Raw genomic sequence first — 13816 nt, 5'->3', positions numbered from 1 at the left:
TCGGCAGAGGTGCTTCGCAGAGGGAGGGCTTAAGGCGCTAGAGGAGAGGGCGAAATGTGATGAATACTACTTTTAAAGTGCGTAATGCTGAAAATTTCAACACTTAGCGAGTGAGGCACACGCTGCCGCTTGCATGGTGGCGTGCGACAGGTATAATCCACAACGTTTTCCGCATACCTCTTCAGTGCCGAAGTGGCGAAATCGGTAGACGCAGTTGATTCAAAATCAACCGTAGAAATACGTGCCGGTTCGAGTCCGGCCTTCGGCACCAACAGTATGTAAATAGACCTCAACTGAGGTCTTTTTTTATGTCTAAAATCCAGTCCCCGCAAGGCTTTGCCCCGCTTTTCAGTCAACCGACATCAATCTGAGTTACCCCACATCAACATGCTTGTGAGTATAGAACCGAGTATATATGCTGGTTCGATAATGCTTATATACTCACGGCAGCATATGGAAGGAATACCATCATGGCCCTGACTGATACCAAGGTGCGTTCGGCAAAACCTGAAGCAAAGGAATACTCGCTTGTAGATGGCGATGGCATGTTTTTGCTGATACACCCTAACGGCTCCAAATACTGGCGCTTCCGTTTCCGCTTCGGTGGTAAGCAACACCTGATGGCTTTTGGGGTTTATCCTGAAACATCCCTGGCGGATGCTCGTCAAAAGAGGGAAGAGGCCAGGAGGCTTGTTGCTGCCGGTGTCGATCCTCGTGAGCATAAGCGTGCAGTAAAAGAAGAACAGGCTAAAGAGGTCATCACATTTGAATCTGTTGCCAGAGACTGGCACGCCAGCAATCAAAAGTGGTCTGAGTCGCATAGTGGCCGTGTTCTTAAAAGTCTGGAAGATAATCTGTTCGATGCGATTGGTAAGCGAAATATCGCCGAACTAAAAACCAGAGATTTACTTATTCCCATCAAAGCCGTAGAGATGTCTGGACGTCTTGAGGTGGCTGCGCGTTTACAGCAACGAACTACAGCAATTATGCGATTTGCCGTGCAAAGTGGTTTAATCGATTACAACCCCGCACAAGAGATCGCTGGAGCGGTTGCTACAGCAAAACGGCAACATCGCGCTGCGCTAGAACTTAATCGTATTCCTGAACTACTTCATCGTATCGACACATATACTGGCAGACCACTAACACGCTTAGCTGTGGAGCTGACTTTGTTGGTCTTTATTCGATCTAGTGAACTGCGTTTTGCACGCTGGTCAGAAGTCGATTTTGACACTGCAATGTGGACGATTCCGGGAGAACGCGAGCCATTGGAAGGTGTGAAGCATTCACATCGAGGATCGAAAATGCGGACCCCTCATCTTGTTCCTTTATCCCACCAGGCTCTGATCATTCTTGAAAAAATCAAAAGCATGAGTGGAAACCGAGAGCTGATCTTCGTTGGTGATCACGATCCGCGTAAGCCGATGAGTGAGAACACGGTTAACAAGGCTCTGCGTGTGATGGGCTACGATACGAAGTCTGAGGTTTGCGGGCATGGTTTCAGAACTATGGCATGCAGTTCGTTGATTGAATCAGGATTGTGGTCGAAGGATGCAGTAGAACGGCAGATGAGTCACCAGGAACGTAACTCTGTGCGTGCGGCTTATATTCATAAGGCCGAGCATCTTGGGGAGCGCAGGCTAATGGTGCAGTGGTGGGCGGATTATCTGGATGCGAATCGGGATAAGGGGGTTAGTCCGTTTGATTTTGGGAAACATTTTTTGAAAAAATAACTGGGTTATCTATTTATCAACAAAACAGCATATATCCACAATGCCCCGAATCACTTCCAATACCGGCCGAAAAAAGAAGAGCTCTGATTTAACTTGGCATCGATATTTGTAAGGGATCAATCAGTCAGGGATTTCAAAAAGTGTGTAGGACTAAAAGAGGTATGTTTACACGCCTAATGATTGGCTCACTATTATGTGAGCCAATCATTAATTGGCACAAATCAACCCCAGCACTACTCTCTGACAGTTATGAGCGACATCTCTTATAAAGACTCCAAATCAATCAGAGCTTGAAAGTATTTTTTGGAGCCCCAGTTTTTGGGCAAAGCTAACATTTCTCAATCTGGCTCTCTTTGAAATATCAGACAACTTTAATATTTCCATTCGAATATTTGCAATAGTTTGCCTGTTAGTTAAGTCGGCACTTCTCACTGGAATAGAATCCCTGTACCAACTTCCTGTGACTGATTGCTCATAATCGTTCAAAGATGAAATTGGCGATATTTTTTCACCAATCAAATAACAATAGAACTTTTCCAGCTTAACATTTGCGTAATTTGCCAATAGATTGCAATATTTAGGCATTTGTTGCAGGTAATCAGAAAGGTCAACGTCTTGAGCCTTAAATTCAAGCAAAATACACTTACCTTCTCCAGCATAAAGGTAAACATCAGGTCTCTGATTGGGCTTAAACCCTTCTTTTGCCATAACTTCATACGCTTCTCGTCGAAGAAGAGGAGTCCCATCAGGTAAAGTTATTTTACTCAACTCTATTTCAGAAAACCCTTGATAATAAAGAAATTCTTCATCAAGAACCCAAAGGTCATTAATCTCACTATTAGTTTTTCTTTTAAAAAATAAGTCATGAATAATCCCCTCTCTATCTTTTCTTTTCCCTGAAGGTAGTTCTTCATTTTGAATGTCAAGCTTGTTTGATAATATTTTGTCCAGCAGCGTTGTAATAATCTCTCTGCGAACAACGTACTTAGAAAGTTCTTCCTTATTTTGCTCATCAACAAGTAGAGAAATTTCTTTTGATTTTGACTCGATTTGTGCTTGATAATTATCAGCTGCAGGATTTAGTTTATCTAGTTGTTTAATGATAGTTCTAGTTTTATTACTCTTATCTGCGATAATATTGGCCAATTCAACATGTAGAGATTTAATTATCACTTCATCTGGTGCATTCAGCTTTACTCGGCCTTTGACAATGTCAGCAACCTTTGCTGATACACCGAGTTCTCGAGCGAGCATCATCACTCTTTTGCTGGTTGCTTCCTTTGCGTCTACAAGTTCCTCATAAATGCTATCTAGCTGAATCCCAACCTCTTTTTTAATATCATCCATATACACATATGAATCATCATAAAATAAAGAAGAAGAAATCTGATTAACCTCTGATTTAGATTTGATTATAAAAGAATCTACAGCGTCATTTACATTTTCTGGGCGATCTAAGTAATCACCATAAAATGCTGCAATTTTTTTCTTACCATTCAACCCATTGGCATTATTTACAATAGGATTCTTAATGTGTTCGACTGGGATATCTTTACTGCAAAGAAATGCCCCGTGACTTTCTATTGATTCAGCGTCAAACTCAAATACCAGCCACTTAAACATTTCTGGTTCTTTACCTGAATCGCAAATCCAGTCAACACCATTTTTTGCCTTGTCATTTTGTCGTGGGTAGGAGTAAGGAACTGTAAACAGTCCGGATTGACAAGGTTCAGGGAAGAGATCGGGAGTCAAGCAAACTGTTTCTGATTCTGAAGACACAGAATATTCAAATTGAAGCTTTAAATCAGGGAATGTGATATCTTTCTGCTTTTCCAAATACACACGCAAAGCATATTGAGATTTAATAAGAGACTCAAATTTTTTCAGTGTCAACGAACTGAAATATTCATCATCTTTTTTCTGTGACTTAAACCCTTGCAAAGTTATTGTTGTCAGAGATTCCTCAGAATTCGACGGCACCAGCCGCTCATCAAAGATGAAATTCTCATTACTGCTTTTGAAAGTTCGAATATAGCTCTCATTCTTTTCTACATATTGACTAACTATACTAAGTTGAGAGAAACGGTGTAAGAACTGTAAACGCCCAGTACCTCTATTATGATAGCCTTTAGAATTATCTAGTATTGCGCCAAATCTTTCAAAAGAAACGCTGTTAAATCCAACACCAGTATCAGAAATAACTATACGATCGAGGTGCTTCTTTTCTTCGTCAATATCGTTGAAATGAAAATTCACACTGATGTATTGTTTTTTAGTGCTTTTTTTTTCGAGGATAGACTCTAAAGAGTTAGTTATTGCCTCAAAAACTGGAGCTAGCGTGTTCTTTGAGGCTGGTATAAGCCTAAGCATACCTAGGAGGTTTGCGTTTGGGTTTCTCATTTTTTCCTAACTCTTTCAGAGAAATTATGTACGTGGTCAGATTAGCAACAATTGTCAGTAAATTCACTACCAATACTTCGTTAGGTCTTCGTGACAACACATCGCGGCCGCAAGTAAAAATAGAGAAAATGTCGAATTAACTCTATGTACTCAACTAACCTCGCTAGAATGATCACCTTCCTCATACTGTTTGGCACCACGTGCAGCTTGCTGACGACGCAGATTTCGCTTTTCCCACTTTGCTTGCAACCACTCGCTATGTGACGGCATGTTAAGGTACAGCTGCTGGGTCATATCGGCTAGAATACGGAGGTCATCTGTATATCCGCGGTGCTCATTTCGCATTTCGGCCTGGCGACCACCTGCACTACTCCACGCTTCAGAAAGCGAATATGGTGCAAACAGCTCTAGACCAGTTAATAGTATCACGGGAGCCCTTGTTTGCTGGCGATCGTGAATGTATTCACGCCCCCAGGCAGCAAGTTTTGCAATCCGCTTAATCTCTGCTGGGGAAAGGTCTCCGGCCTGCTTCATAGTTGCAAAAACGAGAATAGCACCGGGAAAGCGGATAGCAAGTTGTTTCATTCTTTCTACATCTTCTACTTCAAATGCATCAGCTACTGCATTTTTCTCTTCAGAATTCTCGCCTCTGAAGCTTTTGGCCTCTCCAAATACGAGTTCTGCGTGGTGATCCAATCCATTGCGGATTTTGCGTTGATACCAAAGTATGAGATCAGCTTCAACGCGTTGTTTTGGAGCCAACGTCAGTATTTGACCGGTTGACCATGTCACACTGGTATTATGATTTCCAAATGTGTTAGCAAAAAATCTTAACGTGAGTGATGCGGCATATCCCCCACGAGCGTAATCAGGAAGTGCAAACGGACCTATCAGCCTGTAGGCCCATCGGGACAACTGGCTCGAAGTTGGGTCGATCTTTGGAAAGTGGAACTTATTTAGACAAAGACTGCATGCTATTTCATGATCCAGTTCGCGAAGCGCGTGCCATCCCCACGTAGAGCATTTTGAACACTTCAACTCCAGGCCAAGTTCAACAGCACCACCTTCAACTAAAGTTTCTGCGTTTTTATTTCGCCAAATGTCACCCTTCACCGCGTTTTTAATCTTATTCTGAAATTCTTGGTGTTGAATCGAGGGTGAGATTGGTCTCCGCGAAATTTTATTTAGAAGCTTCACGATCTCTTCATGTGCAAAGCTGCTAACGCCCCAGAAACCGCCGAGTGTGTTAACAATTTGCTGTGTGGCTTGTCCTGCATCGGAGACCTGGCTGTCGATTCCATTGGTTTTTAGCCACTCACTGATAGAAGTTGTTCCATCGCTTAGACGCCAGAGGTCGGACGTATTTTTGTAACGGCAAAAAACAACAAAACCTTCTGTCGTAGGCAAGATTTTTTCCTGTATCGACTGGAAGCGAGGGAACTTAGGTGACCGGTAATCATTGGGAAAGACGGTTGCGACTCGCCCTGTATTTGACCAGTTATTAAGTTTCACGATGTTTGCCCAACGAACGTCGCTGATGCCATATCTCTCAGCGAAATCTGGATGGAGATTGTCGAAGCGAAGTTCGGTTCGATCACCATTAGCTTGCGTGTCGAATGTTTTTTCTGCTGCAGAGAGAGTGGGTCGTGTACTAGGAACCATAAAACGTGGTGTCGGACGCCAAATTGGTGGGTACCAATCTTGTCGGACATTTGCTCCAGCACGATTTACCTGCAAATGGTCTGCGTATAGTTGTTCGATGTCTGCAGAAGGGATCGACCTTGCAAACAACACGGTAGCATTGGTCATTGCGCCGTGTAAATTTCCTGGAAGTGGTCGATGGCAATGCTCAATGTATTCTCTACAGCACTCGGAAAGTACGTCGAGCCATTGAACTGGAATGGGGCGTACATTCCTCCTTACTGCACGAAGATTCCAGAAGTCGATGAGATCGCGTGAGTCTTGTGCATCCATGACGAAGATCGTTGGGTTCGCATGGTCATGATAATTAATATCAATATTCGAGTGACCAATCTGTAATGCTGAATTAAATCCATCTTTGTACAGTTCAGTTAGTGCTTCTGCGGTAAGTTCGACCTGTTTGGGATCAAAAGCATCGCGGAAACCTTGACCAAAATATTCAAGATCATCGGCCTCAGGAAAACTCCCGAAAAGGCAAGCACAGAACGACGTAAATGCTTTCGTCTGAGGTATGACATCTACAATATTGTGAGAATGTCTACGTACGAATTGAAATTGTTTCTTGTACAGATCTTTGTATAAATCGAAGACATCAAGACCCGCTCCGCCCCGCGGTTCTTCGGCTCGTCTAAGCATGTCAGACAGTTGAAGTACTCGGTCTGGATCATAGTCTAGCCCTGTAGCCAGCCCAGACTCAGCTTCTACGAGGAAATCAGGTTCGAAAGCATCAAGATAGCCATTTACGATCTGCAAGGCGCTCTCTGGTTTGTAGTCATCCCTATTCCACCATTTGGGGACATGGCCAAAAATGGGAATGATAGGGTTAAATTTGCCGCCCCACAGGCAGGTGTTTATTTGGAAGATTTCCAGTAATCGCTGATTGTCGCTGGGTTTTACTAGGAATGCGAATCGAATTGGTCGTAGCGTTACAATGGCGCTGATGTGGTCCATAATTCTTCCTGTAGGAGTGTAGGGCGATCACCTTGAAGTCGCATAACCATTTGTCAGGCACCGCGCAATTGAACGTTTACCAACATTCTACTTTGATTTATCTACCGTTTGAAAACTGTCTACGAATGATGTTGTATGAATAATTGGGGGTATTATCTGCCCTCATGATCAGATACATCTCTTAGCCAATGGTGCCTGCTTCTTGCACAAAGCTGCCTGCACAAGGGATATGATTGGATCATATTCGTAGCCAGAACCAACATACCGACATTACTTATCGACGGTTATATCTAATCTTGAATTCGGCCAGTTACAACCTGGTACACCAACACTGCGACAAGCTGTTTTACAACTAGTTTTGTGCAAGCCATCAATTCCCCTGTTTATAGGTGCTGGTTGCGAGCGATCGGTTGCCTGCTAATCGGTGATGACATCAAACTTGCATCCATTTTGGCTAGGAGCAATTAAGTCAGGCTGATTTTATGAGATAATCCCGGTCAATATCACTTTGCATACATTGTCGGATGCCCGCTTAGAGATTAACCCATGACGGGGTTTCCACTCGTCAAACCTTCACCTTTAAAACGTGGAATTCCGGCTATTTTTCATAAGAAAAAGAGAACATATTTACATGGCTAAATCACCAAATAAGAAAGCTGGTAAAGGCTTCGAAGAGACCCTTTGGGATACTGCCAACCAGCTGCGTGGCAGCGTGGAATCCTCCGAATACAAGCACGTAGTGTTGAGCCTGGTATTCCTGAAATTTATCAGCGACAAGTTCGAAGCCAAGCGTAAGCAGTTAATTGACAACGGCCAGGAAGCCTTTGTCGATATGGATGTCTTCTATCAGCAGGACAACGTCTTCTTCCTGCCACCAGAAGCCCGCTGGTCTTATGTCAAAGCCCGCGCGAAGCAAGATGACATCGCGGTGATTATCGACACGGCCCTTTCTACTATAGAGAAATGTAATGCATCGCTGACCGGCGCCCTGCCGGATAACTACTTCTCCCGTCAGGGATTAGAGGTGAAAAGGCTCGCTTCTCTCATCGATAGTATTGAGAACATCGACACTCTCGCCAACGAATGCGATCTGACCGAAGAGGACCTAGTAGGCCGCGTCTACGAATATTTCCTTGGCAAGTTTGCAGCAAGCGAAGGCAAAGGTGGTGGCGAGTTCTACACCCCCAAAGCAGTAGTGACCCTGCTGGCTGAAATGCTTGAACCTTATCAGGGCAAGATCTACGACCCCTGCTGCGGCTCAGGCGGTATGTTTGTGCAGTCCCTCAAATTTGTTGAAAGCCATCAAGGTAAGAGTAAAGACATCGCTATTTACGGCCAGGAGCTGACCAGTACCACTTATAAGCTGGCCAAGATGAACTTGGCGGTGCGTGGGCTTTCCGGCAATCTGGGAGAGCGTCCGGCTGATACTTTTTTTGCCGATCAGCATCCGGATCTTAAGGCTGATTTCATCATGGCCAATCCACCTTTTAACCTGAAGGATTGGCGCAATGAGGCGGAGCTTACCAACGATCCGCGCTTTGCGGGTTTTCGCACGCCTCCTACCGGCAACGCTAACTATGCCTGGATTTTGCATATGCTCTCCAAGTTAAGCGAAGACGGCACTGCGGGCTTTGTGCTGGCCAATGGCTCCATGAGCTCGAATACCAGCGGCGAAGGAGAGATCCGCCAAAAGCTGATTGAAGATGACCGTATCGAATGCATGATTGCCTTGCCGGGGCAGCTGTTCTTCACCACCCAGATCCCGGTTTGTCTGTGGTTTATCAGCAAAAGTAAACAAGCCAATCCTCAATATGGTTACCGCGATCGTCGCGGCGAGACCTTATTTATTGATGCCCGCAATATTGGCACTATGGTGAGCCGTACCCAAAAAGAGCTGACTAAAGAGGATATCGCCACCATCGCTGATATCTTCCACGCCTGGCGCAGTAGCGAGAGCGAACTCAAGCGTCGCATTGAGGCCAAGGAGATCGGTGTCGAGCAATATCAGGATCAGGCCGGTTTCTGTAAGGTTGCCACTCTTGACGAGATAAAGGCCAACGACTTTGTGCTGACTCCGGGCCGCTATGTCGGGGCTGCTGATATTGAGGATGATGGGATTGCTTTTGAAACCAAGATGCAGGAGCTGGCCCAAACTCTTTATCGACAGTTGGATGAAGCGGCAACGCTGGATCAGGCGATACGTACCAATATGGAGGCGCTGGGGTATGGGAAATGAAACAACATTAATGACTCTTGGAGATGTTTGTTACATCACTGATGGTGCTCATGCAAAAGTTGAGCGGCAAGTATCAGGTGTAATGTATTTAACATCAAAAAATATTAGTGACGGAAAATTAAAACTTGATAGTTTTGATCACATCTCTGAGTCATGCTTTTCAAAATTATTCACTAATACAAAAAAAGCACAGAGAAAGTTGCAAGTTGGTGATGTATTGATGGGTATTATTGGGACTTTAGGTAATTGTTATCTCTATAAGGAAACAGATTATTTTGGGATTTCAAGTTCCATTGCAATACTACGTCCTGAACAAAGCAAATTGCTACCAGAGTATCTGTATTACTATATATCAAGTGTCTCATTCAAAAGCATCTTAGAGAAATTTAAAGGTGGTTCAGTTCAGGGCTATACCAACATTGCAACTATTAAAGCTTTACCGATCCCAATACCTTCAATTGAAATACAAAAAGAAATTGTTGCTAATCTTACGCCGCTAGATAACAAAATCACCCTCAACCGCCAAATCAACCAAACCCTAGAGCAAATGGCACAAGCGCTGTTTAAATCATGGTTTGTGGATTTTGATCCCGTGATTGATAACGCGTTGGATGTAGGCTTTTTCGAGCAGGATTTAGAATTCTCTGATGAGTTGCTGCGCCGCGCTGAGGCCCGCAAAGCGGTGCGGGAAATTGCCGACTTCAAACCCTTGCCGGAGGATATCCGCCAGCTATTCCCTGCAGCTTTTGAGGAAAGTTCTGAGGCTTCACTTGGCCTTGGTGGCTGGGTGCCGGAGGGGTGGGACGTTAAGCGCCTTGATGAAATATTAGAACTTGCATATGGCAAGGCATTGAAAAAATCCGAACGCATTAATGGGGATTATCCCGTATATGGTTCCGGTGGTATAGATGGTACACATATAAGCAGTTTGGTTGATGGCCCGGGGATCGTTGTTGGGCGTAAAGGAACTGTTGGTTCTATTTACTGGGAGTCTAAAAATTTCCATCCTATTGATACTGTCTTTTATGTGAAACCAAAAGCTGGCTTTACATTATTTTATTGTTATGAGCTGCTCAAAACTCTTGGTCTAGAAGAAATGAATACGGATGCTGCAGTACCTGGATTAAATAGGAATAACGCATATCGTCTTCTTTGTGTAGCGCCCAGCAATACAGTTTTGGAAGAACTATCAAAAGTATTAGGTAGTTATCGTCATCGCATAGAACTATGTGATAGGGAAAATATGACACTGACCAATCTCCGCGACACTCTACTCCCCAAACTAATCTCCGGTGAGCTGCGTCTTAGCGATAGTGAGGTCGACACTGCAGACGAAGTATTGGCCTAAGCCGTCCTACCGCCACATGGTTTATTTTTGGTGAGGCGGTTATTACCTACTCGGTCACACTGACAACAACAAAACAAGAAGCCATTGCCATGAGCCATATTTTCACGGAAGCGAAGCTGGAACAGGCCATTATCTCCCTACTGGGACAGCACTCGAATGCGGAAGGCCAACCCTGTTACCCTCATTTTGTCGGTAGCAATGTGCCGCGCAAAGAGAAAAGTGAGGTGCTGATTACGGATGACCTGCGCCAGTATCTGGCCAACCAGTATCAGGCTGAGGGGATCACGGAAGGGGAGATTTCTCATATCCTCCATCAGTTGCAGACGCTTCCTGCCAGCGATCTCTATCAGAGCAATAAAACCTTCTGCCACTGGCTCAGCAACGGCTTTTTACTTAAGCGTGAAGACCGTAATAAGAAAGACCTCTATATCGAGCTGATGGATACCAGCACCTTGTCAGAGCAGTTAGCCAGCTTATTTACAGGGCATGGCGAAGAGATGGTTGAGGTGGGCAATAATATCTACCGGTTAGTTAATCAACTGGAGATAGAAGGCCAGACCCGTGACGGTGGGCTGCAACTGCGTATCCCCGATGGCATCTTGTATGTGAACGGCCTGCCGCTGGTAGTCTTCGAGTTTAAATCGGCGGTACGTGAAGAAGAGGCCACCACCTATGACGCCTGGCGCCAACTTTGTGTGCGTTACAAGCGTGATATTCCTAAGCTGTTTGTCTATAACGCGCTGTGTATTCTCAGCGACGGGGTGAATAATAAGCTGGGAAACCTGTTTGCCCCTTACGAGTTCTACTACGCCTGGCGCAAGGTGAACGGTAACGAATCCACTGAGCAGGATGGCATCAATGGCCTCTATACCCTGATCCAAGGGCTATTTCATCCAGTCCGTTTGTTGGATGTGTTGAAGAACTTCGTTTTCTTCCCAGACACCAGCAAACAGGAAGTGAAGATCTGCTGTCGCTACCCGCAGTATTACGCCGCCCGCAAGCTTTACTACAACATTAAAAAAGAGCGCAAGCAGATAACGGCTAACGGCGAGAATATCGGTGGCACCGGTAAAGGGGGAACCTACTTTGGTGCTACTGGCTGCGGCAAGAGCTATACCATGCAGTTCCTTGCCCGGTTGTTGATGAAGAGCGTCGATTTTGCCAGTCCGACCATTGTTCTCATTACCGACCGCACCGATCTTGATGAACAGCTCGCGAAGCAATTCTGCAATGCCACCGCTTTTATTGGCGATGCAGTGATTGAACCGGTTATCAGCCGTCAGGATCTGCGGGACAAGCTGGCCGGATGCGCTAGCGGAGGAGTATTCCTCACAACCATTCACAAGTTTACTGAAGATATTCAACTGCTCTCCAATCGCAGCAACATCATCTGTATTTCTGATGAAGCCCACCGAAGCCAGATCAACCTCGACCTGAAGATCAGCATCGATGCTGAAAGCGGAACGGTGAAAAAGACCTACGGCTTTGCTAAATATCTACACGACTCGCTGCCTAATGCTACCTATGTCGGTTTTACTGGCACCCCTATCGACGCCACCCTGGATGTGTTTGGCCCCACCATCGATAGCTACACTATGACCGAGTCGGTCAACGATGAAATTACGGTGCGGATTGTCTATGAAGGACGAGCTGCCAAAGTGGTGCTTGATAACAGTAAGCTGGAAGAAATCGAGCAGTACTACCAGGAATGCGAAAAATTAGGTGCCAGTGAGCATCAGATTGAAGAGAGCAAGAAAACCACGGCCAATATGAACTCCATCCTAGGCGATCCGGATCGCATCGAGGCATTGGCCAAGGATTTCGCCCTGCATTATGAAAAACGGGTGACAGAAGGTTCGACTATCAAAGGCAAGGCAATGTTTGTCTGTGCCAGCCGCGAGATTGCCTACGATTTCTATAAGAGTCTGAAGCTACAGCGCCCCGCTTGGTTCGAGGCGAAACAGGCTATCGATGGTGCCACTCTTACCGAGCAAGAGAAAAAAGAATTGATGAGTCTTCCTCTGGTCAACATGGTAATGACCCGGGGCCAGGATGATGAAGAGGCCATGTATAACTTGCTCGGTACTAAGGAGTACCGCCGTGAGCTGGACAAACAGTTCAAGAACCCTAAGTCCAACTTCAAAATTGCCATTGTGGTGGACATGTGGCTGACCGGTTTTGACGTGCCCGAGCTCGATACCATCTACATCGACAAGCCGCTGCAAAAGCACAACCTGATCCAGACCATCTCCCGGGTGAACCGCCGTTTTGAGGGCAAGGAGAAGGGGCTGGTAGTCGATTACATCGGCATCAAAAGCCGGATGAACATGGCATTGGCTATGTACTCGAAGGCTGATAAATCCAACTTTGAAGATATACAGCAGTCACTTATCGAGGTGCGTAATCACCTGCATCTGCTTGCTCAGGTGTTTCATAATTTCGACAGTCGCGATTACTTCTCTGGCGCACCTACACTACAGCTGGAATGTCTCAACCGGGCCGCCGAGTTTGCGCTGCAGACCAAGAAGATTGAGCTGCGCTTTATGGGATTGGTGAAACGCCTGAAAGCCGCCTATGACGTTTGCGTTGGCAGTGAAGAGATCACTCAGGATGAGCGTGAGCGAATTCATTTCTATCTGGCCGTGCGTTCTATTGTCTACAAGCTAACTAAGGGCGATGCGCCGGACACCGCGCAGATGAACCAGAAAGTGCGTGAGATGATTGCCGAGGCACTCAAGGCTGAAGGGGTAGAGGAGATCTTCACCTTAGGCGAAGATAAAGCTGAGACCATCGACATATTTGATGATGAGTATATGGCTCGCATTGGCAAGATCAAGTTGCCTAATACCCGGATGCAACTGCTGCAAAAGATGCTGGCAAAAGCTATTAGTGATTTTCAAAAGGTGAACCAGCTTCAGGGCATCAATTTCTCCAAGCGTTTCCAGGCATTGGTTGAACAGTACAATCAGCGTAAAGAGAACGACGTGCTCAACGGTGAAGAGTTCGACACGTTCACCCAGCAAATGGCTGACATGATCTACGACATTAAGGCCGAGATGATGTCATTTGCCGATATCGGCATCGACATGGAAGAGAAGGCCTTTCTCGATATCCTGGCGCATATGTGCCAGAAGTACGACTTTACCTACGATGATGACAAGATGTTGGCATTGGCCAAGAATATGAAGGTGATTGTCGACGACAGTGCACAGTACCCCGACTGGAGCAACCGCGACGACATCAAGGCCAAGCTGAAAGTAGACCTTATCTTGCTGCTGCACCGCTATGGCTTCCCCCCTGTGGCCAACGATGAGGTCTACAAGAGCGTGCTAGAGCAAGCGGAGAACTTCAAGAAGTACCTGCATAGCTGATTTATCAAATTGGGGTTTGGCATGACGTTTCATGTGTAACTGATTGCCACCTCAAACTGAACTGACTCTGATTTTA

General features: G+C 45.5%; 6 protein-coding genes and 1 tRNA gene. 5 read left to right on the top strand and 2 right to left on the bottom strand.

Going from position 1 to position 13816, the window contains the following annotated elements:
• Positions 1 to 186 precede the first annotated feature (186 nt).
• Positions 187 to 271, top strand: a tRNA-Leu gene (locus JM656_RS19040).
• A 199-nt stretch (positions 272 to 470) separates the two neighbouring features.
• The gene (locus tag JM656_RS19035) at positions 471 to 1733 is read left to right on the top strand and encodes an integrase arm-type DNA-binding domain-containing protein (protein ID WP_203359113.1); all 1263 of its coding nucleotides are present in this window, start codon (positions 471 to 473) and stop codon (positions 1731 to 1733) included.
• 279 nt (positions 1734 to 2012) lie between these two features.
• Here JM656_RS19035 and JM656_RS19030 read toward each other — a convergent pair whose 3' ends face one another.
• Together JM656_RS19030 and JM656_RS19025 are read right to left on the bottom strand one after the other, a co-directional pair.
• Positions 2013 to 4133: a hypothetical protein gene (locus tag JM656_RS19030; protein WP_203359112.1), complete on the bottom strand. Its 2121-nt coding sequence runs from the start codon at positions 4131 to 4133 to the stop codon at positions 2013 to 2015.
• A gap of 150 nt (positions 4134 to 4283) precedes the next feature.
• Positions 4284 to 6785 carry a hypothetical protein gene (locus tag JM656_RS19025; RefSeq protein WP_203359111.1) on the bottom strand — a complete coding sequence of 834 codons (2502 nt, stop codon included), beginning with the start codon at positions 6783 to 6785 and terminating at the stop codon, positions 4284 to 4286.
• A 631-nt stretch (positions 6786 to 7416) separates the two neighbouring features.
• On the opposite strand from JM656_RS19025, the gene JM656_RS19020 reads away from it, so the two are divergent.
• The 3 genes from JM656_RS19020 (at position 7417) to JM656_RS19010 (ending at position 13740) form a co-directional block, all read left to right on the top strand.
• Entirely contained in the window at positions 7417 to 9021 is a 1605-nt protein-coding gene (locus JM656_RS19020) for a class I SAM-dependent DNA methyltransferase (protein ID WP_203359110.1), read from the top strand.
• Positions 9011 to 10369, top strand: a complete 1359-nt coding sequence (locus tag JM656_RS19015; RefSeq protein ID WP_203359109.1) for a restriction endonuclease subunit S — start codon at positions 9011 to 9013, stop codon at positions 10367 to 10369. The genes JM656_RS19020 and JM656_RS19015 overlap by 11 nt, the downstream gene beginning before the upstream one ends.
• Before the next feature lie 89 nt (positions 10370 to 10458).
• Positions 10459 to 13740, top strand: coding sequence for a type I restriction endonuclease subunit R (locus JM656_RS19010; RefSeq protein ID WP_203359108.1), 3282 nt, complete (start codon positions 10459 to 10461; stop codon positions 13738 to 13740).
• The last annotated feature ends 76 nt before the right edge of the window (positions 13741 to 13816 follow it).

The sequence above is a fragment of the Citrobacter sp. R56 genome (genome assembly GCF_016811995.1).
Lineage (GTDB): Bacteria > Pseudomonadota > Gammaproteobacteria > Enterobacterales > Enterobacteriaceae > Citrobacter_D > Citrobacter_D enshiensis.
Note: the sequence above shows the minus strand (reverse complement) of the source record. Positions and strands in the feature narration are given on the sequence as shown.